Annotated in this window: 21 protein-coding genes; 11 read left to right on the top strand and 10 right to left on the bottom strand. The window is 66.4% G+C overall.

Translation table 11 applies throughout. The annotated features are described in order from the left end of the window. Nucleotides 1-166: 166 nt before the first annotated feature. Nucleotides 167-607 carry a DUF3597 domain-containing protein gene (locus tag K8M09_RS03965; RefSeq protein ID WP_160785508.1) on the bottom strand — a complete coding sequence of 147 codons (441 nt, stop codon included), beginning with the start codon at nt 605-607 and terminating at the stop codon, nt 167-169. 176 nt (nt 608-783) lie between these two features. Between K8M09_RS03965 and K8M09_RS03960 the strand changes: the two genes are divergently transcribed. Continuing rightward, nucleotides 784-1,080 carry a cupin domain-containing protein gene (locus K8M09_RS03960; RefSeq protein ID WP_160785507.1) on the top strand — a complete coding sequence of 99 codons (297 nt, stop codon included), beginning with the start codon at nt 784-786 and terminating at the stop codon, nt 1,078-1,080. Between the two features lie 7 nt (nt 1,081-1,087). Next, nucleotides 1,088-2,023 carry an MBL fold metallo-hydrolase gene (locus K8M09_RS03955; RefSeq protein WP_160785506.1) on the top strand — a complete coding sequence of 312 codons (936 nt, stop codon included), beginning with the start codon at nt 1,088-1,090 and terminating at the stop codon, nt 2,021-2,023. Here K8M09_RS03955 and K8M09_RS03950 read toward each other — a convergent pair whose 3' ends face one another. Beyond that, entirely contained in the window at nt 2,024-2,929 is a 906-nt protein-coding gene (locus tag K8M09_RS03950; protein ID WP_160785687.1) for a DUF1499 domain-containing protein, read from the bottom strand. A gap of 98 nt (nt 2,930-3,027) precedes the next feature. Then, entirely contained in the window at nt 3,028-3,828 is an 801-nt protein-coding gene (locus K8M09_RS03945; protein ID WP_160785505.1) for a tetratricopeptide repeat protein, read from the bottom strand. A 194-nt stretch (nt 3,829-4,022) separates the two neighbouring features. Here K8M09_RS03945 and K8M09_RS03940 point away from each other — a divergent pair, with 194 nt between their 5' ends. The 3 genes from K8M09_RS03940 (at nt 4,023) to K8M09_RS03930 (ending at nt 5,388) form a co-directional block, all read left to right on the top strand. Beyond that, on the top strand, nt 4,023-4,502 hold the full coding sequence (locus tag K8M09_RS03940; RefSeq protein WP_160785504.1) for a hypothetical protein: 480 nt from the start codon (nt 4,023-4,025) through the stop codon (nt 4,500-4,502). A gap of 171 nt (nt 4,503-4,673) precedes the next feature. Beyond that, nucleotides 4,674-5,072 carry a hypothetical protein gene (locus K8M09_RS03935; protein ID WP_160785503.1) on the top strand — a complete coding sequence of 133 codons (399 nt, stop codon included), beginning with the start codon at nt 4,674-4,676 and terminating at the stop codon, nt 5,070-5,072. A 61-nt stretch (nt 5,073-5,133) separates the two neighbouring features. Continuing rightward, on the top strand, nt 5,134-5,388 hold the full coding sequence (locus tag K8M09_RS03930) for a hypothetical protein (protein WP_160785502.1): 255 nt from the start codon (nt 5,134-5,136) through the stop codon (nt 5,386-5,388). A gap of 3 nt (nt 5,389-5,391) precedes the next feature. Here K8M09_RS03930 and ppdK read toward each other — a convergent pair whose 3' ends face one another. The 5 genes from ppdK to K8M09_RS03905 form a co-directional block, all read right to left on the bottom strand. After that, nucleotides 5,392-8,061: a pyruvate, phosphate dikinase gene (gene ppdK, locus K8M09_RS03925; RefSeq protein ID WP_160785501.1), complete on the bottom strand. Its 2,670-nt coding sequence runs from the start codon at nt 8,059-8,061 to the stop codon at nt 5,392-5,394. A 146-nt stretch (nt 8,062-8,207) separates the two neighbouring features. Further along, nucleotides 8,208-8,354 (bottom strand): hypothetical protein, encoded by a 147-nt coding sequence (locus K8M09_RS03920; protein ID WP_206366665.1) that lies wholly within the window; start codon nt 8,352-8,354, stop codon nt 8,208-8,210. An 81-nt stretch (nt 8,355-8,435) separates the two neighbouring features. Then, nucleotides 8,436-11,900 (bottom strand): chromosome segregation SMC family protein, encoded by a 3,465-nt coding sequence (locus K8M09_RS03915; protein ID WP_160785500.1) that lies wholly within the window; start codon nt 11,898-11,900, stop codon nt 8,436-8,438. Between the two features lie 75 nt (nt 11,901-11,975). Further along, nucleotides 11,976-12,836, bottom strand: a complete 861-nt coding sequence (locus tag K8M09_RS03910; protein ID WP_160785499.1) for a DsbA family protein — start codon at nt 12,834-12,836, stop codon at nt 11,976-11,978. A 121-nt stretch (nt 12,837-12,957) separates the two neighbouring features. After that, entirely contained in the window at nt 12,958-13,476 is a 519-nt protein-coding gene (locus tag K8M09_RS03905) for a DUF721 domain-containing protein (protein ID WP_229342144.1), read from the bottom strand. A gap of 161 nt (nt 13,477-13,637) precedes the next feature. Between K8M09_RS03905 and mutY the strand changes: the two genes are divergently transcribed. Together mutY and K8M09_RS03895 are read left to right on the top strand one after the other, a co-directional pair. Continuing rightward, nucleotides 13,638-14,720: an A/G-specific adenine glycosylase gene (gene mutY, locus K8M09_RS03900; RefSeq protein WP_160785497.1), complete on the top strand. Its 1,083-nt coding sequence runs from the start codon at nt 13,638-13,640 to the stop codon at nt 14,718-14,720. A gap of 177 nt (nt 14,721-14,897) precedes the next feature. Next, on the top strand, nt 14,898-15,515 hold the full coding sequence (locus K8M09_RS03895; RefSeq protein WP_160785496.1) for an HAD family hydrolase: 618 nt from the start codon (nt 14,898-14,900) through the stop codon (nt 15,513-15,515). A gap of 300 nt (nt 15,516-15,815) precedes the next feature. On the opposite strand, the gene K8M09_RS03890 is transcribed toward K8M09_RS03895, so the two are convergent. Beyond that, nucleotides 15,816-16,946, bottom strand: a complete 1,131-nt coding sequence (locus K8M09_RS03890; protein WP_160785495.1) for a site-specific DNA-methyltransferase — start codon at nt 16,944-16,946, stop codon at nt 15,816-15,818. 233 nt (nt 16,947-17,179) lie between these two features. Between K8M09_RS03890 and K8M09_RS03885 the strand changes: the two genes are divergently transcribed. Both K8M09_RS03885 and K8M09_RS03880 read left to right on the top strand, forming a co-directional pair. After that, nucleotides 17,180-18,847, top strand: a complete 1,668-nt coding sequence (locus tag K8M09_RS03885; RefSeq protein ID WP_229342143.1) for a vWA domain-containing protein — start codon at nt 17,180-17,182, stop codon at nt 18,845-18,847. A gap of 130 nt (nt 18,848-18,977) precedes the next feature. Beyond that, entirely contained in the window at nt 18,978-19,667 is a 690-nt protein-coding gene (locus K8M09_RS03880; RefSeq protein ID WP_160785494.1) for an HAD family hydrolase, read from the top strand. 78 nt (nt 19,668-19,745) lie between these two features. On the opposite strand, the gene K8M09_RS03875 is transcribed toward K8M09_RS03880, so the two are convergent. After that, nucleotides 19,746-20,315 carry a hypothetical protein gene (locus K8M09_RS03875; RefSeq protein WP_160785685.1) on the bottom strand — a complete coding sequence of 190 codons (570 nt, stop codon included), beginning with the start codon at nt 20,313-20,315 and terminating at the stop codon, nt 19,746-19,748. 229 nt (nt 20,316-20,544) lie between these two features. Here K8M09_RS03875 and thrC point away from each other — a divergent pair, with 229 nt between their 5' ends. Both thrC and K8M09_RS03865 read left to right on the top strand, forming a co-directional pair. Continuing rightward, entirely contained in the window at nt 20,545-21,942 is a 1,398-nt protein-coding gene (gene thrC, locus K8M09_RS03870; RefSeq protein WP_160785493.1) for a threonine synthase, read from the top strand. A 17-nt stretch (nt 21,943-21,959) separates the two neighbouring features. Then, nucleotides 21,960-23,255 (top strand): M16 family metallopeptidase, encoded by a 1,296-nt coding sequence (locus K8M09_RS03865; protein WP_206366662.1) that lies wholly within the window; start codon nt 21,960-21,962, stop codon nt 23,253-23,255. The last annotated feature ends 75 nt before the right edge of the window (nt 23,256-23,330 follow it).

Raw genomic sequence — 23,330 nt, 5'->3', positions numbered from 1 at the left:
CGGTGATAACACTATCTGCCGGCGCAAACGAAGGGCCTTTACGGCCATCCCGTACGGGCCGCCTGAAATGGCGAGGCATCTCTTTCGGGCGACAGCGGCCGGCAAGGCCCGCGCCCTTCGGCATGGAACGGAAACCCGCCGGAAATCCGGCGGGTTTCCTTCTGGATCAATCCAGCAGGTCGGCGGGAACCTTGCCGCCGTTTTCGGCCAGGGCCTTCATCAGCGCCTTGTGCAGCCAGACGTTCATCGTGGCCGAATCCCCCTTGTCGCCCTTGTAGCCAAGCTCGTCCGCCAGTTCCTTGCGGGCGGAAAGGCTCGAATCGAGGTCGAGCGCCTTCATCATGTCCACGATGGAACGACGCCAATCGAGCTTCTGGCCGTTCTTCTTGACCGCGGCATCCATGATGGCGGCCACATCCACGGCCGCCGCCGGGGCCGCCTTGCTCTCCGCAGGCGTCGCTGCCGCCGCGCCGCCCGAGGCCGTCGCCGTCGCGGAAACGTCAGCCGTTACAGGCTTCACGGCCTCGGCCGTGATCGTCTCGGCGGCCGCAACCTCCGGCTCTGCCTTGCCGAACAGCTTTTCCTTGATGGAACTGAAGATTCCCATGTCTTACTCCCTGTTGTTTTTCACCGGCCGTGGCCAGCGTGAGGAAATAATAGAGGACATGGCGGTCATTTCAATGAAGGGTTGGGGTGAAAGGGAAAGAGCGCCCGGAGCAGCCTTGGCAGGCGGGCGGGGCGGCGGTAGGGTCTGGCCGCAAGCAGATTTCATGAGGAGCCGCCATGTCGCAGTTTCGCGCCCGCCCGCCGGCCGTGCCCACCGTTCTTCTCGATGACGCGGTGGTGCGCGTCACGCGCTGGGATTTCGAGCCGGGAGCCGATACCGGGCATCATGTGCATGGGATGGGCTATGTCGTCGTGCCGATGACGGATTGCGACTTCCTGATCGAGGAGGAGACCGGCGAGCGGCGGGTGCATAGTCCGGCCGGCGCAGTCTACCGGCGGGAAGCGGGCGTGGCGCACAATGTCGTCAATGGCGGCGACAAGCCCATGAGCTTTATCGAAATCGAATACAAGTGACGCATCCGTGAGCCGCGACACCGGGGAAAGCCCGCATTTCGATCTCACCTTCAGGCCGGCCCATGGCGAGGCCGTGCCGGTCGGGCCGCGCGTCCAGCGCATCACCGTCAACAATCCCGGTCCCTTCACCTTCCACGGCACGAACAGCTATATCGTCGGCGACCGCTCGGTCGCGGTGATCGATCCGGGGCCGGAGGACGAGGCGCATTTCCAGGCGCTGATGCAGGCGCTTGCCGGGCGCGAGGTGACGCATATCGCCGTCAGCCACACGCATCGCGACCACTCGCCGCTTTCCCGTCGCCTGAAGGCCGAAACGGGAGCGCTCATCGTCGCCGAGGGGCCGCACCGCGCGGCGCGGCCGCTGCATGCGGGGGAAAGCAACCCCTTCGCGGAAAGCTCGGACATGGATTTCGTGCCGGATATCGCGCTTGGCCACGGCGAGACGGTGACCGGCGACGGCTGGGCGCTGACGGCGCTGCTGACGCCGGGCCATACCGCCAACCATGCCGCCTTCGCGCTCGACGGGCCGGAGGGCATCGTCTTTTCCGCCGACCATGTCATGGCCTGGGCGACGACCATCGTCGCGCCGCCGGACGGGGCGATGGCGGACTACATGGCCTCGCTCGAACGGCTGCTGGAGCGGGACGACCGCATCTATTTTCCCGGCCATGGCGGCCCGGTGACGGAGCCGGCCTCGTTCCTGCGCGGGCTGCGCACCCACCGGCGCATGCGCGAGCGGGCGGTGCGCGAGCGCATCCGCGCGGGCGACCGGCTGATCGCCGACATGGTGAAGGTAATCTACCGCGAGACGGACCCGCGCCTGCACGGCGCGGCGGCGCTTTCCGTGCTCGCCCATCTGGAAGATCTCGTCGGGCGCGGCGAGGTCGTCACCGAGGGGCCGCCCTCGCTGAAGGGGCTGTATTTTCCCGCGCCGGGCCTTTGATCAGTCGCCGGCGATGCCGAGCAATTCGGCGTCGAGCGCCTTCAGGTAGCCCTCCACCAGATTCGCGCCCATGCCGAGATCGTGCGGGCCGTAGCGGGTGGCGGCGCGCATGTCGACCAGCGTCGTCTCGGCCTCCTCGCGCAGGCGGATGACCACATCGAAGCGGAAGCCGAAGACCGGCGAGCGCCATTCGCCCTGCAGCAGCACATCGCCCGCGCCGCCGACATGCGGTGTCAGGGGCGTTTCCAGCGGGCGGGCCTCGGGGATCGGCACCTCGCCCAGCGCCTCGGCGCTCTGCGCGACCTTGGCGGGATCGACCACGAGGTCCTCGAGATCGGCGAGGATGTTGTCGAGGCCGTCCTCGGCGGTGATGGTGATGCCATAGGCGGCGGCGACCTTGCGCACGCCCTGATAGACGCGGTCGAGCGCGCCCTCGTAGCGGCGGCCGGAAAGGCCGGGATAGGCCTCGAGCTGCACGGCGCGCTCCTCGGGCGTGACGATGCCGCCGCGCGGCAGCCAGTCCTGATCGGCCGAAGGCTCGGCAAGCCACGGCGGGGCGGCGACGGTGTCCGTCGTCACGTCATGCAGCGCCGGCTTGTAGAAATAGGAATAGGCGGCGGCACCGGCCACGCCAAGCGGCAGCAGCGCGAACAGCAGCGCCATGAAGGAGGCCTTGCCGCCCCGCGCGCCGACGAACCAGAGGCGCGCAAGACCGATGGCCGCAAGCAGCACGGACACGCCCGCCAGAACGGCGGCGAAGCCGGCAAGGGCCAGGAAATGCGGCGTCGTCAGCGGCCCGAAGCGATGCGACAGAACGACGGCGACGAACAGGACGCAGGAAAACAGCGCCAGACGGCGCGCCCAGTGCGCCGCATGGGAAACCGGCCGTTCGTACTGGATCGTGATTGCCATCGCCTCACCGGATGCTCGCGGCGTCACTGCCGCCCTTCTTCCCTAGCGCAGGGCGGGGCGTTTTTCCACTCCGCGATACGGCTGCGGCCGTTTCAAGGCTCCTGCGACCGGAGGTCCTCGACCGCCGCCGCGGCTGCGGCATCCCCCTGCGCGGCGGCCTTGCGATACCACACCTGCGCCTCGGCAGGGTCCTGCACCACGCCCAATCCATGTTCGTAAAGTTCACCGAGGCTGCGCTGGGCGTCGACATCGCCGCCGTCGGCGGCCTTGCGCAGCCAGATCGCGGCCTTGCCGAAATCCTGCTCGACGCCATTGCCGTCCCGATAGCTGAGGCCGACATCGTATTGCGCGAGCGTGTCGTTCTTTTCCGCCGCCTGCAGGAACAGCTTGAACGCCTTGTCGAAATCCTGCTCGACGCCCTCGCCGTTATAGTAGAGCACGCCGAGATTGCGCTGCGCATCCGCATCCCCCTGCGCGGCGCTCTTACCATACCAGTGGAGGGCCTGATCGTAATCCTGCGCGACGCCCTCACCCTCCTGATAGGACACGGCGAGGTTATACTGGGCCGCGGGGCTCCCCAGCTCGGCGCTCTTGCGATACCAGCGGTAGGCTTCGGCCGCGTTCTTGCCCGCGTCATGGGCGCGGCCGAGCTGGAACATCAGACGCCGCGACTCGGGATAGAGGGCAAGGGCCTGCGTGCAGGCCGCGACGGCTTCGGCGGATTTGATCTGCTCCAGCACTACATAGTGGCCGCCGACATTGTCCGGATCGGTGGTCGTGCCGGCAAGGCGGTCGCAATCCGTCACCGGCGCTGCCGCACTTTCGGCATGGCTGACGCCGGGAATTGCTCCCAGCCAGAGGGCGAAGGCCGTAACCGGAATGAATTGACGCATGGAAAATCTCTCTGCCTGATATGTTTTCGATGAAGGGTGGCGGGCGGGCTACCGCTCAGGAATGCGGGGGAGCGGCAGACGCCGCCGCGACGCGGTTTCCGGTCGGAAACGCGACGGATGCCCGATGCGGCTTGATGGTATTCACGACAAATGCCTTTGTTTTCAAATGTTGGAATGACGATTGAAGAACGGCCATGACCACCGATAAATTCACGATATCCTTGCTTGCCGCCGTCCTTAGCCTGCTTCCGGCCAGTCCCGGCCGGGCCGATGCACCCCCGCCGGTTCCCTCCGCCTGGGCGGACCACGCGCAATCCCGCGCCCTTGAGGAATTGCTGTACCGGGCAAGCCAGGGCGGGGACAAGGGCGAACTGTCCGCCGCCCATGCCCGCATCGCCTCGCAGGACCTTCCCGCCATCGAGCGGATCCGGGACCTGATCGCGCGGAACGATACGGCCGCACTGCAGCGTCTCAGCCTCGGCATGACCGCCTGCCACCATGCCGGCATGGCCATCCGGCTGCTGATTCTCGATGTCTACGAGACGGACAGGGCGGAGGACGGCCGCGCCGTCACCGTTCCCGCCGAGGAGGCCGGGCGCTTTGCCGACCATATGAGCCGGTGCGAGCTGATATCCCACAAACCCGGCATCCGGCGGCTGATCGGGGCCTCGTAGCGCACCGCGTCCATGCGCCGGCAGCCGCGCTCCATCTGTGGGAAAGGAACCTGCCGCCGTGAATTTCCTTGCCTGCCGCAAATTTGCCACGCTCGTTAACGAGTTTTCATAGACGGGGGTTCAGCTTTCTTTCCGCGCGTTTGCACGCCTTCGCCGGAGCCGATCTAGGAGATGACGATGTTGCCGATACAGACAACCGCCACCGCACCCGTCGCCACGCCCGTCGCCACATCCACGGGCGACCCTGCCTTGCCCCTGGAGCTTCTGGAACTCGAACTTTCGCTCGACGGCTTTTCCGGCGACGAGGCGAGCTTTGCCGAGGCGGTGCGCCAGGCGGCCGATCAGGTCGGCGGCGACTTCCTGTTCGATCTGCCCGCCTCGGGGCTTGCGGAGGATTGCCTGCGCATCGCGGCGCTGCGTGTGCCGAAGGGCGAGAACGGCGCACCGACGATCGTCTTTGCCCTTCTGGACGCGGAAGGCGCGACCATCCGCGTGGAAAACCCCGACGAGACGACGAAGGACCTGAAGCGCTTCGCCGATGCCTTCGTCGATGTGCTCCAGCGCATCTGAAGGCTTGCCGCACCGGCGGGACGCGCCTATGTCCATGGCGTCACGGAGCGCCGGAGCCAGCATGTCCACGATCGTTTCCAGATTGGCGGTCCTCGCCGTCGCCGCCCTTGCCGTCACCGGCTGCCAGAGCGCACAAGAGGTACGCGCAGCGGACGAAAGCCGCTGCCTGTCCTACGGCTTTCGCCCGCGCACCGATGCCTTCGCCGAATGCCTGCAACGCATAGACCTCGACCGGCGCGCATCGCTGCGCCAGTCGAGCCGCGACGCGCTCTACATGCCGCCGCCCGTCATCATCGTGCGCGACCGGCGCTACTGATCCTCAAGCCTTGCTGCCGTTGAAGGCGGCCTGCGCCGCCGCGAGCCGGGCGATCGGCACGCGGAAGGGCGAGCAGGACACGTAATCCAGCCCCGCATCCTCGCAGAAATGGATCGAGGCCGGGTCGCCGCCGTGCTCGCCGCAGATGCCGAGCTTCAGGTCGTTTCGCGTGCGCCGGCCGCGCTCGGCGGCGATGCGGATAAGTTCCCCCACGCCGTCGAAATCGAGCTGCACGAACGGGTCCTGCTCGACGATGCCCTTCTGGATATAGGTCGACAGGAACGCCGAGGCGTCGTCGCGCGAGATGCCGAAGGTCGTCTGCGTCAGGTCGTTGGTGCCGAAGGAGAAGAACTCGGCCGATTCGGCGATGACATGGGCGCGAAGGGCCGCGCGCGGCAGCTCGATCATCGTGCCGGTGAGGTAGTTGATCGGCACGCCGCTTTCGGCGATCACCGCCTGCGCCACCGCCTCGATGCGGGCCTTCACATAATCCAGCTCCGCCTTGAGGCCGACGAGCGGCACCATGATTTCCGGCTCCACGGCCGCGCCCGTCGCCTTGGCCGCTTCCGCCGCCGCCTCGAATATGGCGCGCGCCTGCATCTCGGCGATCTCGGGATAGGAGATGGCGAGGCGGCAACCGCGATGGCCGAGCATGGGGTTGAACTCGTGCAGCGTATCGACACGGCGGCGCAGCACGGCCTCGTCGATGGCAAGGGCCGCCGCGACCTCGGCGATCTCCTCGTCGCTCTTCGGCAGGAATTCGTGCAGCGGCGGATCGAGCAGGCGGATCGTCACCGGCAGGCCGTGCATGATCTCGAACAGTTCGGCGAAGTCCGAGCGCTGCATCGGCAGGAGTTTTGCCAGCGCCGCGCGGCGGCCGGCTTCGTCCTCGGCAAGGATCATCTCGCGCATCACATTGATGCGGCTGCCCTCGAAGAACATGTGCTCGGTGCGGCAGAGGCCGATGCCTTCCGCGCCGAAGGAGCGCGCCGCGCGGGCATCCGCCGGCGTCTCGGCATTGGTGCGCACCTTCATGCGGCGCGTGCGGTCGGCCCATTCCATGATGCGGCCGAAATCGCCCGAAAGCTCCGGCTGGAGCATGGGGATCTCGCCCTTCAAGACCTGGCCGGAGGAACCGTCGATGGTAATGACGTCGCCCTTGCGAAGCGTCACGCCATGAGCGACCAGCAACTCGTTGCGCAGGTCGACGCGCAGCGTGCCGGCGCCCGACACGCAAGGCGTGCCCATGCCGCGCGCCACGACCGCCGCATGGCTCGTCATGCCGCCGCGCGTCGTCAGGATGCCTTCGGCGGCGTGCATGCCGTGGATGTCTTCCGGGCTGGTCTCGATGCGCACGAGGATGACCTTGCGCCCTTCCTCATCCGCCTGCACCGCCTCTTCCGAGGTAAAGACGATCGCGCCTGTCGCCGCGCCCGGCGAGGCCGGCAGGCCGGAGCCGATGACGTCGCGGCGGGCGCGCGGATCGATGGTCGGGTGCAGGAGCTGGTCGAGCGAGGCGGGATCGATGCGGGCGACGGCCTCGCCTTCGCTGATCAACCCTTCCGTCGCCATCTCGACGGCGATCTTCAGCGCGGCCTTGGCGGTGCGCTTGCCCGAGCGGGTCTGGAGCATCCAGAGCTTTCCGCGCTCGATGGTGAATTCGAGGTCCTGCATGTCGCGGTAGTGCTGCTCCAGCCGCTCGCAGATGCCGCGGAATTCGGCGAAGGCCTCCGGCATCAGCTTTTCCAGCGACGGCCGGTCGGAGCCGGAAGCGATGCGCGCCTCCTCGGTGATGTTCTGCGGCGTGCGGATGCCGGCGACGACGTCCTCGCCCTGCGCATTGACGAGGAATTCGCCGTAAAGCTTGTTCTCGCCCGTCGAGGGATTGCGCGTGAAGGCGACGCCGGTGGCCGAGGAGTTGCCGAGATTGCCGAAGACCATGGCCTGGACATTGACGGCGGTGCCCCAGACGGCTGGGATATTGTGCAGCGTGCGGTAGGTGACGGCGCGGGCGTTCATCCAGCTTGCGAAGACGGCGCCGATGGCGCCCCAGAGCTGGACTTCCGGGTCCTGCGGGAATTCCTCGTCCAGCTCTTCGCGGATGATCTCCTTGTAGCGGGCGATGACGTGCTGCCATTCGACGGCGGAGAGTTCCGTGTCCTGCTCGTGGCCGAGCCGGCCCTTCTCGTCCTCGAGGATTTCCTCGAAGACCTCGTGGTCGAGGCCCATGACGACATCGCCATACATCTGGATGAAGCGGCGATAGCTGTCCCAGGCAAAGCGCGCATCGCCGGCATCGTGGCCGAGCGCTTCCACCGTACGGTCGTTGAGGCCGAGGTTGAGCACCGTATCCATCATGCCCGGCATGGAGGCGCGGGCGCCCGAGCGGACGGAGAGCAGCAGCGGCTTGGCGGTATCGCCGAAGACGCGGCCGGTGATGGCCTCCATCTCGCGAAGCCCGGCGCGGACCTGATCCTTCAGGCCGGCCGGCAGCGTGCGGCCGTTCTCGTAGTAGTGGTTGCAGGCGGAGGTGACGATGGTGATGCCGGGCGGCACCGGCAGGCCGAGATTGCACATCTCGGCAAGGTTCGCGCCCTTGCCGCCGAGCAGGTTGCGATCGCCCGCGCTGCCTTCGGCGCGGCCTCCCCCGAAGGTATAGACCCACTTCTCCATCGACGCCTCCCCAATTGCGTTAGCGCAATCTACAGGAAGTGCATCCCTTTGAAAACGCGGTGCGACAGGATTTTTGCTGCACTGCGTCAATTTTGCGACGGCATCGCAACATTACGTGAGAAAAATATAAGCGCGACGGGCAAGCCTCAGTTTTCCTGAATGGAAAGCCCCTCTTCGTTCAGCCGTATCTCGACGCCGTCAGGCTCCGTCTCCTGCTGCCAGGCATAAAAGGAAAAGCCCGCCACCACGACGATGAGGGCGCCGATGACCATGTAAAGTGCGTCTCTGCTCACGTTCTGTCCCCGATTGCATATCCACCCGCTGGAACATGCGGGCGGGGACCAATGCATGGGAGCGGATTTGGTTCCGCACGGTCAGGACGCCTCGCGCAACTGCTCCGCCGTCTGCAGGTCCACCGACACGAGCTGCGATACGCCCTGCTCGGCCATGGTGACGCCGAAGAGGCGGTTCATGCGGGCCATGGTGATGGGGTTGTGGGTGATGATGACGAAGCGGGTCTCGGTGGAGGCGGCCATTTCGTCCATCAGGTTGCAGTAGCGCTCGACATTGTGGTCGTCGAGCGGGGCGTCCACCTCGTCCAGCACGCAGATCGGCGCGGGATTGGTGAGGAAGACGGCGAAGATGAGGGCCATGGCCGTCAGCGCCTGCTCGCCGCCGGACAGCAGCGTCATGGTCTGCGGCTTCTTGCCGGGCGGGCGGGCGAGGATTTCGAGGCCGGCGTCGAGCGGGTCATCGCTCTCGATGAGCTGCAATTCCGCCGTGCCGCCGCCGAAGAGATGGGTGAAGAGGCGCTGGAACTGCACATTGACCACGTCGAAGGCGGCGAGAAGGCGTTCGCGGCCCTCGCGGTTGAGGCTCTGGATGGCAGAACGCAGCTTGCGGATCGCCTCGATGATATCCTCGCGCTCGGTGACGATGGCCTCGAGCTTTTCCGACAATTCCTTCTGCTCTTCTTCGGCGCGCAGGTTCACCGCGCCGAGGCGCTCGCGCTCCATCTTCAGCCGGTCGAGCTCGCGTTCGCGCTCGCGCGGGTCGGGCAGCGGGGCGTCGACGGGGTGGCCGGTCAGGCGCAAGGCTTCGTGCGGCGCGCAGGACAGTGCCTCGCGGATGCGCGCCTCGCCCTCGGTGCGGCGCTCGCGGGCGGAAACGAGGCGTTCTTCCGCACGGCCGCGCGTCTCGCGGGATTCGGCAAGCTGCGAAAGGGCCGTCGCGGCGATGCGGTCGGCCTCGCGCTGGCGGTTTTCCGCGTCCTGAAGCGCATCGGCGGCCTCGCGGCGGGCGGCCTCGGCATTTGTAAGGCCTGTCAGAAGCTCGCGGCGCTTTTCCTCGATCTCGTCGGGGGCCTCGATAAGCTCTTCCATCTCCTCGCGCGCCTCGCTTTCGCGCTCGCGCAGGGTGGCGATGTGGCCCTCGGCGCTGGCGGCGCGGCTCTTCCATGTCTCGCGCTCGGCCGAGATGGCCATGAGGCGACGGCGGCGGTCGGCCATCTCGCGGGCAAGGCCGTCATGGGCGGCGCGGGCTTCGGCCAGCGTCGCGCGGTCGGTTGCGACGTCCATGGTGTGGGTGCGCAGGCGCAGGTCGAGATCGGCAAGATCGGGCGCGTCCTCCAGGGCGGCGCGGGCATCCTCCAGCGCCTCGGCAGCCTCCTCCACCTGCGCCTCGATCTGGGCGCGGGTCTCCGACAGCACGGCGCGGCGGCGGATGAGATCGCCGGAGGCGCGCTCGGCGGCTTCCAGCGCCTCGCGGGCTTCGGCCAGCGCGCGGGTGGCGTTGCGCTGCGCCTCGCGCGCCGCCTGCTGGCGCTGCGTCTCGGCGCGGATCGCCTCGCCGGCGCGGGCAAGATCGGCTTCCGCGTCGGCAAGCGCCGCGCGGGCGTCTTCCGCCTCGGTTTCGAGTTCGGCAAGGCGGTTCTTCTGTTCGAGGCGAAGGGCGGCGGCGCTCGGCGCGTCCGCGCCGGTGACATGACCATCCCAGCGGAAAACCGCGCCTTCTCGGGTGACGAGCCGCTGGCCGGGCTTCAACCGCGGCAGCAACGACAGGGCCTGTTCCACGCTGCTCGCGATGCCGATCTGGGCGAGGCGGCGGTGCAGGACTTTTGGCGCACGAACATGGGCGATCAGCGCGGGGACGCCATCCGGCAGGGCGGCATCGCCCGAGGCATCGCCGGATGGCCGCCAGTGTACGGGCGCATCGCTATCCGCGGGCGAATCGAGATCGTCGCCAAGCGCAGCGCCGAGGGCCGTTTCGTAGCCGCGATCGACATCGACGTCTTCCACGACGGGCGCGAAGGAACCACCGGCGGCCCCCGCTTCCAGCATACGGCGGATGGTGCGGGCTTCCGTCTCGATGCCGGCAAGGCGCGCGCGGGCGGCATCGACCGGGCCGCGCAGGGCGGATTCGTTGAAGCGGGCCTCTTCCAGCGCCTCCTCGACGGCGACGAGCATCTCGCCGGCCGCCTCCAGCGCCTCCTCGGCCGATTGCACGGCGGCGCGGCGCTCCTCGGGATCGGGAAGCGCGGCGATACGGGCGTCCATCTCCTCCAGCTCGCGCGCCTGCCCGTCGAGCTGCTGGCCGAGGCGGAGATGGCGTTCGGCAAGGTCGCGGATCGCCTTTTCGAGCTGGTTGCGCACGGCCTGCGCCTCTGCGCGCTCGGCGGTGACGGCGGCAAGGGCGGCTTCGCTTTCGGCAAGTTTCGCGGCGGCCTCGTCCATCGTCTCGCGGGCGGCCTCGGCGCGCTCGTCGGCCTCGGCGAGGATTTCGCCGATTTCTTCTTCCTCCGCCATCAGCCGCTCCAGCACGGCGGCGTTATCGGCCACCATGCGCTCCTCGCGGGAAATGTCCTCGGCAAGCTGGGCAAGGCGGCGGGTGAGTTCGTCGCGGCGGCGCAGGAGGCGGGCGGAATCCTCCTCAAGCTGCGTGCGGGCGATCTGGAGGCGCTGGAGGACGGCGGCGAGCTTGGCCTCGTTCTCGCGCAATTCGGGCAGCTTCAGGCTGGCGACGGCCTGATCCTTGGCCGCCTGCATCTGCGCATTGGCGCGCTCGGCGACGAGCGAGGTCGCCTGGTTGAGCTGGCTTTCAGCCTCCCCCTCGGCCTCCTTGGCCTGCGCCCAGCGGATATGCAGCAGCATCGCCTCATGGCGGCGGATATCGGCTGACAGAGCCTTGAAGCGGTTCGCCTGCCGCGACTGGCGCTTCAGGCTCTCGATCTGGCTTTCGAGCTGCGAGGTGACATCGTCGAGCCGCTCCAGATTGGTCTCGGCGGCGCGCAGGCGCAGTTCCGCCTCGTGGCGGCGGGAATGGAGGCCGGAAATGCCGGCGGCCTCTTCGAGAAGCTGGCGGCGGGCCTGAGGCTTGGCCTGAATGAGTTCGCCGATACGGCCCTGCCCCACCATGGAGGGCGAGCGGGCGCCGGTGGAGGCGTCGGCGAAGAGAAGCTGCACATCCTTGGCGCGCGCCTCCTTGCCGTTGATGCGGTAGACCGAGCCGTTCTCGCGCTCGATGCGGCGCGTGACCTGGATCTCGTCCTCGCCGTTGAAGGCGGCGGGCGCGGTGCGGTCGGAATTGTCGAGATAGAGGCCGACTTCGGCGGTGTTGCGCGCGGGGCGGTTGCCGGAGCCGGAGAAGATGACGTCGTCCATGCCGGACGCGCGCATGTTCTTGTAGGAGTTCTCCCCCATCACCCAGCGCAGCGCCTCGACGAGGTTCGACTTGCCGCAGCCGTTCGGCCCGACGACGCCGGTCAGGCCCCGCTCGATGACGAATTCTGTGGGTTCGACGAAGGACTTGAAGCCGAGGAGGCGGAGCTTGGTGAACTTCATGCCTTCACCGGAGGCAGGAAGCAAAAAGCGGGCGCACGGCTTCCGCCGTCGCCCGCCTGAAATCCGGTCGAAGGATCAGAGCATGCTGTCGATAAGGGCCGACATGGTGTCAACCGACATGTCCCCCGAATAGCGCTTGCCGTTGATCAGGAAGGTCGGGGTCGCCGCGACGCCGAATTCCTTGGCACCGCGTTCCCGTACCGCGTTCACATCATCCAGAAGCTTCTGGTTCGTCAAGCAGGCCTGGAAGCTCTCCTGTGTAAAACCGGCGAGCTTGGACATCTGCAGCAGCGCTTCGCGGCCATCCTGCGCGCCGGCCCAGGTTTCCTGCTGCTTCATCAGCATGGAGATCATCGGGAAATACTGGGCGGCCTCGGTGAGCTTGGTCGTGTCCTGCGGGTTGCAGCGCGCCAGCATGAAGGCTGCGGCAGCGCGCGGATCGAACGGGAATTCGCGCAGGATGAAGCGGACCTTGCCGCTATCGACATACTTTTCCTTGATGGCGTCGAAGGTGTTGTTGTGGAACGCCGCGCAATGCGGGCAGGTCGTCGACATGTATTCGACGATGGTGACGGGGGCATTCGCCTCGCCGAGCGCCATGTCGGGCAGCGCGCCGGGCTTCAGCACCTCGGCCATGTCCACGTCGCCTTCCGAAGTGGGCAGCTCGACGGCGGGCTTCTGGGCGGTCTCGGCCGCCGGCGTCGTTGTCGTGGTGGTGGTGGTGGTCGTCGCGGGAGTCTCGGTCGCCGTGCCAGTGGACGTGGACGTCGCCGGCGTCGAGCTTGCGCTTTCGCTGGTCGTCGTCTGGCTGGTTTCGGGCGCCTTGGCGGTCTCCTCCTTCTTCTCGTCGGAGCAGGCGGCCAGCGTCACGGCGAGCGCGGCGACGGCGGCGCCCGTGAGAAGACGCTTCATGAGGCTCATTTCGGAAAGGGACATGGTCTCTCCTGTCGGAAGGGATATGAAATTCTGTACTTGCGCAATCCCGTTATACCTGCTTTCGGGCGCGAACAAGCGGCGTGAAGGCCAGTAACTTCAAAGAATTGTGACCGTTCGATGATCAACGCCGCCGACCGAGCACGGCCGTGCCGAGACGTTTGAGGGCCGTCTTCAGCGCCTCGCCCTCGATGCCGTCGACGAGTTCGTCGAGATGGCGGGCGGCGTCCCCCGTCAACGGGCGCGGCCGGGCGCGGTGGCGCGCCTGCGGCGTCACCGGCTTCTGCACGATCCGGACCTGGTTGATGGCCGGAAAACCGAAGAAGCCGTTGATGCGCTGGATGATCTCGCCCTGCTGGTGGCTGAGGAAGAGCGCGCGTGCGCCCTCGCAGGCGATCGTCAGCACGCCCGGCTGGTAGCCGCCGCCCTCGCCCGCCATTTCCGAGGCGCGGCGCGGCCAGGCGATGCGCTCCGGCCGCGTGCATTCGGCAAATTCCGAGCCGGCGATCTCGTCCCAGGAGCCGAGCAGCATCGTGTTGATGCCCGCCCGCTTGGCCAGCACCGGATCGATGAGGTCGTTGGCCACTTCGCTGATCTGGACGACGCCGCGCCGCGACTGGGGCCTTCCGGTCTTCGCGTTCACATTCCACCCTTTGCGGGAAAATAGTCCTGTCTTGTCCGCGAAGCACCTTGCAGATCGCGGACCGCTCGGCCAGTTATAGAACAAATCCAGGAGAAGTGTGCAGCGGTTTTGCGCGCGCCGCATCCCGCCCGGAAAAGCGCACCGACCCGTTCAGGCATACCATGACCCAATCCCGCCGGCCCGCCGCGCCTGCCGATCTCATCCTCGCCTGGTACGACCGGCACCACCGCGACCTGCCCTGGCGGGTCAGTCCGCCGATGGCGGCCGGCGGCATCCGACCCGATCCCTACCGGGTCTGGCTTTCCGAGGTCATGCTGCAACAGACGACGGTACAGGCGGTGAAGGCCTATTTCGCGCTGTTCACCACCCGCTGGCCGACCGTGACCGACCTTGCCAAGGCCGATACGGAGGACGTGATGAAGTCCTGGGCGGGCCTCGGCTACTATGCCCGCGCCCGCAACCTCAAGAAATGCGCGGAAGTCGTCGCCTTCGGGCATGGCGGCGTCTTTCCCGATACGGAGGAAGGGCTGAAGGCGCTGCCGGGCATCGGCGATTATACGGCCGCCGCCATCGCGGCCATCGCCTTCGACCGGCAAAGCGCCGTTCTCGACGGCAATGTCGAGCGCGTCGTCTCGCGCCTTCATGCCATCGAGACGCCCCTGCCCGCAGCGAAATCCGAAATGCGCGCGCTGGTGGCCGCCATGACGCCCCGGGAGCGGCCGGGCGACTTCGCGCAGGCGATGATGGACCTCGGCGCGACGATCTGCACGCCGCGCCGGCCGGCCTGCGCACTCTGTCCCCTCAATGCGGACTGCCGGGTGCTCGGCAGGGCGGACCCGGAGCTTTACCCCCGCAAGGCGGCGAAGAAGGCAAAGCCGGTCCGGCTCGGCGCCGCCTTCGTCGCTGAGAACGCGGCGGGCGCGATCCTCCTGCGCAAGCGCGGCGAAAGCGGTCTTCTCGGCGGCATGACGGAGGTGCCGGGCAGCGACTGGACGGCGCGCATCGACGGCGCGACGGACCTTTCCGCCGCCCCCTTCCCGGCCGACTGGACGGCCTGCGGCACCGTCACCCACGTCTTCACGCATTTCGAATTGCGCCTCTCGGTCTACCGCTCCATGGTGGCGGGCAACGGACAGGCCGGCAATGGCTGGTGGCAGCCGAAGGAGACGCTCGACGGCGAGGCGCTGCCGACCGTCATGAAGAAGGCGATAAGGCAGGCGATACCGGGGGCGTTTGGTAAGTAGGCAGTAGGCAGTAGGCAGTAGGCAGTAGGCAGTAGGCAGTAGGCAGTAGGCAGTAGGCAGTAGGCAGTAGGCAGTAGAAATTGTGGAACGTGGCGTGTAATGCAACGCCTTTCCCTACTGCCTATTGCCTAATGGCTACTGCCTAATAGCTATTGCCTAATCACACACGAGGCCCCCATGAGCAGCATCGAAATCCGACACATCGTCTTCGACATCGGCAAGGTGCTGATCCACTACGACCCGCACATTCCCTATGCGCGCCTCATCCCGGACGATGCGGAGCGCAACTGGTTCTTCGCCAATGTCTGCACGCACGACTGGAACATCGAGCAGGACCGCGGCCGCGCATGGCAAGAGGCCGAGGCGCTGCTGATCGCGGCCCATCCGGACCGCAGCGAGCATATCCGCGCCTTCCGCAAGCACTGGCACGAGATGGTCTCGCACGCCTATGTCGAGAGCGTCGCGATCATGGAGACGCTGATCGCCCAGCAGCGCGACGTGACCATGCTGACCAACTTCGCCGCCGACACCTTCAAGGAGGCGCGCAAGCTCTTCCCCTTCCTCGACATGCCGCGCGGCGTGACCGTCTCCGGCGAGGTGGGTTTGATCAAGCCGGACCTTGCGATCTACGAGAAGCACAGCCGCGACTTCGGCCTTGCGCCCGCCCATACGCTCTTCATCGACGATTCGACGGCCAATGTGGAAGGCGCGCGGCTTGCCGGCTGGAATGCGGTCCTGTTCACCGACCCGGAGAAATTGAAAAGCGACCTTGCCGCGCACGGCATCGCCCTTTGAACCGAAACGCCCGGAACCTTGCGGTTCCGGGCGTTTTCGCATTTCCGGGACTGAAGGCACAAAACCGGAAAGGCGATATCCTGCCTGCCGCGCCGGTTGATCGGCTACGGCTTTCCACAACGATTTCCGTTGCTTGGCCTGACGCATTTGCCGGAGCACAGTAAGCGGGCGATGGTTAACATCGCCTGAATCCCCATCATGGAAGTTTGCGGGGACACCATCCCCCGAAAGCCACAACCCCCGGTGCAGGGAACACCGGAGGCTGCGGCTGGAGAAACGGTATGAAGGGTGTGCGGGCGGCTATTCGAGGCCGGCCATTCCCGCGCGCACGACGGCGCGCAGGGCATCGATCGGCTTCAGCTCCGCGCCGTCCGCATAGTGCCAGAAGGTCCAGCCGTTGCAGGCGTCGAGCCCCTGCACCTTCGCGCCGACGCGGTGGATGGAGCCGGCTTCGCTGCCCGAGGCGAGCGTGCCGTCGGCGCGCACGATGGCGCTGTGGCGGCGGCGGGCATCCGTCAGCACCGTGCCGGGCTGGAGAAGGCCGCTTTCGAGGAGCGTGTTGAAGGCGACGCGCGGTTCGGCCTTCTTGCCGCTCATCACGGAAAGCGTGCCGGAGCCGAGCGGCTCGACCGCATCGATGCGCTCGCGGGCGGCGTCGATATAGCTCTGCTCGCGCTCGATGCCGACGAAGTGACGGCCGAGGCGCTTTGCGACGGCGCCGGTCGTGCCGGAGCCGAAGAACGGATCGAGCACCACGTCGCCGGGCTTGGAGGAGGCCATGAGGATGCGGGCGAGCAGCGCTTCCGGCTTCTGCGTCGGATGCACTTTCTTGCCATCCGCGTCCTTCAGGCGCTCGCCGCCGTTGCAGATCGGGAACAGCCAGTCGGAGCGCATCTGCACATCGTCATTGGCGGCCTTCATGGCGTCGTAGTTGAAGGTGTAGCCCTTGGCCTTCGGGTCGCGGGTCGCCCAGATCATCGTCTCGTGCGCGTTCTGGAAGCGGCGGCCCTTGAAGTTCGGCATGGGGTTTGTCTTGCGCCAGATGACGTCGTTGAGGATCCAGAAATTGAGATCCTGCAGCGTCGCGCCGACGCGGAAGATGTTGTGGTAGGAGCCGATGACCCAGATGGTGCCGGAGGGCTTCAGCACGCGGCGGCAGGCCAGCAGCCAGGCGCGGGTGAAGGCGTCGTAGGCCTCGAAGGAGGCGAACTGGTCCCATTCGTCGTCGCAGGCGTCGACGAGGCTCTGGTCGGGACGGTGCAGCGCGCCGCCGAGCTGGAGGTTGTACGGCGGATCGGCGAAGATGACGTCGACGGACTGGTCGGGCAGCGCCTCGAGCGCGGCAACGCAGTCGCCCTTGATGATGGTGTCCAGCCAGCCGCTCTTGCGGGGCGAACGGGAGACGTCTGCAAGCGAAAGAACAGATGGCATTTTATACTCGCTGATACGCTTACTCGGAACGGAACGTGATGATGCTATGGTTACCGAAGATGGTTACCAAAGGCTGAAGGCTTTGGAGAAAAAGCCGAAACCGTCTCGCAAGGGGACTGCAACCAGGAATTCAGGCGGCGTCGAATAGACGCCGCTTCCCGCACGTTTCATGATGGATACCGCCGCGCCGGGCCGAGGGGTCGGCCGCGTTTGCCGGAACGAGGAGGACAATCGTGCGATTGAGAGCCGTTTTCATGCTTCTGGCGGGGCTTCTTGCCGCCAGCGCGGCGGGCGCCGCCGACAAGACGATGATCGTGCTGGACGCCTCCGGCTCCATGTGGGGCCAGATCGACGGGCGCAGCAAGATCGAGATCGCCCGCGAGACGCTCGCCAGCGTGCTGAAATCGGTGCCCACCGGCACCGAGCTGGGCCTGATGGTCTACGGCCATCGTGAAAAGGGCTCGTGCAGCGATATCGAGCTGGCCGTACCGCCGGCCGCCGGCACCGAAAACGCGATCGCCGCCTTCGTCAACGGCCTCAACCCGAAGGGCAAGACGCCGCTCACGCAGTCCGTCGAGCAGGCCGCCGACATCCTCAAATATACCGAGGAGAAGGCGACCGTCGTGCTGGTGACGGACGGGCTGGAGACCTGCGAGGCCGATCCTTGCGCGATCGCCTCGGCGCTTGAGCAGAAGGGCGTCGACTTCACCGCCCATGTCGTCGGCTTCGGCCTGACGGAGGAGGAAGGCAAGCAGGTCGCCTGCCTTGCGGAAAACACCGGCGGCAAATATTTCCAGGCCTCGGACGCCAGCCAGCTCGTCGCCGCGCTGACGGAGACGGTGGCGGAAGCGCCGATGTCCAAGCCGGCCGAGGAGGTCGCGGAGGCCGAGCCGGAGCCGGTCGCCGCCTTCAACGCGGAGTTCGACAGCACCCTTTCCGAAGGCGGGCCGTCGCTCGGCGACAGTGACGACGTCTTCTGGGAAATCTACAAGGCGGGCGCGGACGGCAAGCCGGCCGGCGACTATCTCGAAAGCCAGTACAAGGGCGCCTTCTCCGGCACCTACCCGGCGGGCAAGTACATCGCGGTCGCCACGCTGCACAGCTCGATCAAGCGCGAAACGCCCTTCGAGGTGAAGGACGGCGCGGTGGCCAAGCCCTTCGTCAACTTCGACGCCGCCCATATCATCGTCACGCCGAAGCGCACGCCGCAGGACAAGGAAGCCGATGCCGACGCCGCCGTCGAAATCGCCTTCGGCGACTATTCCACCACCTATTACGGCACGGCGAAGTTCTACGCCTCCGCCGGCGAGGTGAAGGTCAACGGCACCCTCGGCCCGACCAAGGTGACGGAAACCTTCGCGGTGAAGGCGGGCGAGACGGTCGAGCGCGACCTCGTCATCGGCTCGGGCATCATCATCAACAAGGCGGTCTATGCGGAAGGCGGGCCGGCGGTCGATTCCGGCGACGTGTTCTTCGAGGTGGTCGAGGCCACGAAGGCCCTCGACGGCAGCCGCAAGAGCCTGACCAATACCTACGGCACGGGCACCAAGCTGGATGTTCCGGCGGGCGACTTCGTGCTGACGGCCAAGCTCGGCTCGGCGACGAACGAAATCCCCTTCTCGGTGAAAGCCGGCGAGATGAAGGAGGTCGTCGTCAACCTGAATGCCGGCGTTCTGGCGGTCAAGGCGCCCGGCGCCTCCAGCGTGGAAATCCTGACCATCACGAAGGACATCCAGGGCGAACACCGCAACTCCATCGCCACCCTGTACGGCGCGGAGGTGCAGAATACGCTTCCGCCCGGCGACTATGTGCTGCTCGTCAAATTCGAGGGCGACGTCGCGCCGAAGGAAGTGAACGCGACGGTGAAGGCCGGCGAGCGTTCGGAAGTCGCCGTGCAGTAAAGCCGCGCGGCATGCGGATCGAGGTTCGGCGCGGGGCTGGAAGGCCCCGCGCCGAATACGCAATTGTCCCGCAGGCGCCTTTCGTGTAGGGAACCGGCGGTTTTCCGCTCCCTATGAAAGACATGCGCTCATGAACGGTTTCGATCTCATCATCTTCGACTGCGACGGGGTCCTGGTCGATTCGGAAATCATCGCCGCCGAGGTGGAATCGGCGCTGCTGACGGATGCTGGCTACCCGATCGGCGTCGAGGAAATGGGCGAGCGCTTCGCCGGCATGACCTGGCACAACATCCTGCTGGCCGTCGAGCGCGAGGCCGCCATTCCGCTTTCCGCCACCCTGCTCGACAAGTCGGAAAAGCTGCTGGACCTGCGCCTTTCCCAGGAGGTGAAGGCCATCGACGGCGTGAAGGCGATGCTCTCGCGCATCCGCAAGCCCTATTGCATCTGCTCGAACTCCTCCACGCACCGCCTTGAGATGATGCTCTCGAAGGTCGGCCTCAAGGAGGTCTTCGGCCCCTATATCTATTCGGCCAAGGACCTCGGCCCGGACCGCGTGAAGCCGAAGCCGGACATCTTCCTGCACGGCGCAAAGCAGTTCGGCGCCAATCCGGCGCGCACGCTGGTCATCGAGGATTCCGTGCATGGCATCGCGGGCGCACGCGCCGCCGGCATGCGCGTCGTCGGCTTCACCGGCGCCTCGCACACCTACCCCTCCCACGCCGACCGCCTGACGGAAGCCGGCGCGGAAACCGTCATCTCGCGCATGAGCGAGCTGCCGGAGGTCATCGCCGCGCTGGCGGAGTGGCAGGAAGCGATCTGAGGCAGTAGGCAGTAGGCAGTAGGCAGTAGGCAGTAGGAAAATATCCACCCTATTGGCTACTGCCTACTGCCTAACCCCTTAATTCCTCTTCCTCTTCTTCGCCGCCCCCTCTTCAAAGCCGACATAGGCCTTGGTGAAGCCGCCGGAGCCGGCCGGGATCGAGACATTGCTCTGGGTGAAGATGAACTGGCCCGCGCTGCCATCCGCCGGGATCGTGACCGGGAACTGCACGAGTTCGGAATAATGCGCGGTATCGCCATCCATGACGGATACGCGGATCGGCACCGTCACTGTACCGCTGGCGCCGGCCGGACCGACGACGATGCGGCCCTGCACCACGACGGTCATGACGAGCTGGTCATTGCTCATCACGCACTGGCGGGTCGTGTCGGCGAGCGTCACCTGATAGGCGAGGTTCTGCGGATCGTCCTTGGCGCCTTTGCCGAAGCGCTGCAGGACGGCGGTGCCGTCGCGCAGGAAGACCTGCGGGCACGAGCCCTGGATCACCGCGACCTGCGTCTGCTGCTGCGCAGCGGCCTGGACGCCCGACGGGTCGCTCGTCACGCCGAGATCGGCGGGCTTGTCGGTCTGGTTGCAGCCGGCGACGACGGCGAGAAGGGAGATGCCGAGAAAACGGCGGATGGTCATTCCAAGCACGATACGTTCTACCCCTGCGATCAGGCCCCGCCCCCGGCGCACAAGCCTTTCGGAACTCGTTTCACGGGCCTTTTCACGACCCTAGGCGATGGTCTATAGCAGCGGCGCGGCGAAAAATCGATTGTCGAATGAAACCGCCCTCAGAATTTCGGAGAGGTTCGCTCCCCCCGGCGGGAACGGGCCGGACGCAACGGCATTTGCAAATCCAAGGACGCAGCACGTGGATTATGTTTCGACCCGGGGCGAGGCCCCTTCCCTCGGTTTCTCCGATGCGCTCCTGGCGGGCCTTGCCCGTGACGGCGGCCTCTACGTGCCGCGCGAATGGCCGACCTTCTCCAAGAAGGACATCCGGGCGTTGCGCGGCAAATCCTACCAGGAGATCGCCTTCACCGTGCTCTCCCCCTTCGTCGAGGGCGACATTGCGCTCGACAAGTTCCGGGCGATGATCGACGAGGCCTATGCCACGTTCCGCCATCCGGCCATCGCGCCGCTCGTCCAGACCGGACCGAATTCCTTCGTCATGGAGCTGTTCCACGGCACGACGCTCGCCTTCAAGGACGTGGCGATGCAGCTTCTCGCCCGGCTGATGGACCATGCGCTGGCCGCCCGCGGCGAGCGCGCCACCATCGTCGGCGCCACCTCGGGCGACACCGGGGGCGCGGCCATCGACGCCTTTGCCGGCCGTGAGCGCACCGATATCTTCATCCTCTTCCCGGAAGGCAAGGTCTCGCCGGTGCAGCAGCGCCAGATGACCACTTCGACGGAAAAGAACGTGCATGCGCTCGCCGTCAAGGGTAATTTCGACGACTGCCAGAACCTCGTCAAAGCGATGTTCAACGACGCGAAGTTCCGCGACGGCGTGAAGCTTTCGGGCGTCAACTCGATCAACTGGGCGCGCATCATGGCCCAGATCGTCTACTATTTCACGACGGCCGTGGCGCTCGGCGGGCCGGACCGCAAGATTTCCTTCACCGTGCCGACCGGCAATTTCGGCGATATCTTCGCCGGCTACGCCGCCAAGCGCATGGGCCTTCCCATCGACAAGCTGGTGATCGCGACCAACGAGAACGACATTCTCGCCCGCACGCTGAAGACCGGCCGCTACGAGATGAAGGACGTCAAGGCCACCACCTCGCCGTCGATGGATATCCAGATTTCGTCCAATTTCGAGCGACTGTTGTTCGAATCCCACGGCCGCGATGCCGGCGCGGTGCGCCGCGCGATGGAGAGCCTGAAGCAGTCCAGCGCCTTCGATATCGAGGAAAGCGCGCTGAAGGCGATCCGCAAGGAATTCCGCGCCGGCCGCGCCTCGGAAAAGCAGGTGGCGCAGACGATCAGGGACACGCTGGCGGCGACCGGCTATCTGCTCGACCCGCATTCGGCCATCGGCGTCTTCGTCGCCGCCAAGCATGAAAAGCCCGGTGCGCCGATGGTTACGCTCGCCACCGCCCACCCGGCCAAATTCCCCGCCGCAGTAAAATCGGCCTGCGGTATTGACCCGGCGCTTCCGACGTGGCTTGCTGACCTCATGCAAAGGGAGGAGCGGTTCGACATCCTCGAAGCCAGGCTCGATGCGGTGGAAGCCTTCATCGGGAAGCATACGCGGGTTCGGGGCTAGAATCGCAGAAAGTGCGTCTGATGAAAGTTGAGTGCACCCGGCTTCAATCCGGGTTGACCGTGGTGACCGAGAACATGCCGCATCTCGAGAGCGTCGCTCTCGGCGTGTGGATCAAGTCAGGATCACGCAACGAAACCACGGACGAGCACGGCATCGCCCACCTTCTGGAACACATGGCCTTCAAGGGCACGGAGCGCCGCTCCGCCCGCCAGATCGCCGAGGAAATCGAGAATGTCGGCGGCGAAGTCAACGCCGCCACCTCGACCGAAACCACCTCCTACTACGCCCGCGTGCTCAAGGACCACGTTCCGCTCGCGGTCGATATCCTTGCCGACATCCTGACGGAATCCGTCTTCGACGAGGAAGAGCTTCGCCGCGAGAAACACGTCATCCTGCAGGAAATCGGCGCGGCCAACGACACGCCCGACGACGTGGTCTTCGACAAGTTCTCCGAGGTCGCCTATCGCGACCAGATCATCGGCCGCGCCATTCTCGGCACGCCGGACTCGGTGCTGTCCTTCTCGCCCGGCGAAATCCGCAGCTATCTCGACCGCAACTACACGACGGACCGCATGTTCGTCGTCGCGGCCGGCGCGGTGAACCATGACGAATTCGTGCGCCAGGTCGAGGACCGCTTCTCCTCGCTGCCGACCGCGCCCAAGGTTTCCCCGGTCTTCGAGCCGGCGCGTTATACCGGCGGCGATATCCGCGAGACGCGCGACCTGATGGACGCGCAGGTCCTGCTCGGCTTCGAGGGCAAGGCCTATCATGCCCGCGACTTCTACTGTTCGCAGATTCTCGCCAACATCCTCGGCGGCGGCATGTCCTCCCGCCTCTTCCAGGAAGTGCGCGAGCACCGGGGCCTGTGCTACTCGATCTACGCCTTCCACTGGGGCTTTTCCGATACCGGCATCTTCGGCATCCATGCCGCGACCGGAGGCGAGAACCTGCCCGAGCTGATGCCCGTCATCTTCGACGAGTTGAAGAAGTCGTCCGAGACGATCCACCAGCAGGAAATCGAGCGCGCCCGCGCGCAGATCCGCGCCCAGCTTCTGATGGGTCAGGAAAGCCCGGCCGCCCGCGCCGGCCAGATCGCCCGTCAGATGATGCTCTACGGCCGCCCGATCCCCAACGAGGAGCTGATGGAACGCCTCGCCGGCATCACCATCGAGCGCCTGACGGACCTTGCCGGCCGCCTGTTCTTCGACACCGTGCCGACCATCTCGGCCATCGGCCCGCTGGAACACCTCGTCCCGGCCAGCGACATCACCCGCTCGCTCTCGCGCGGCACCATCGACCGCGCGGCAAGCTGAGCCGCCCTTCGCGCCCTGACGGCTGAAACCGGCCGTCAGGCGAAAAACATCCTCCTGACTGTCGGAACAGACGCG

The organism is Shinella zoogloeoides, from assembly GCF_020883495.1.
Classification (GTDB): domain Bacteria; phylum Pseudomonadota; class Alphaproteobacteria; order Rhizobiales; family Rhizobiaceae; genus Shinella; species Shinella zoogloeoides.
Note: the sequence above shows the minus strand (reverse complement) of the source record. Positions and strands in the feature narration are given on the sequence as shown.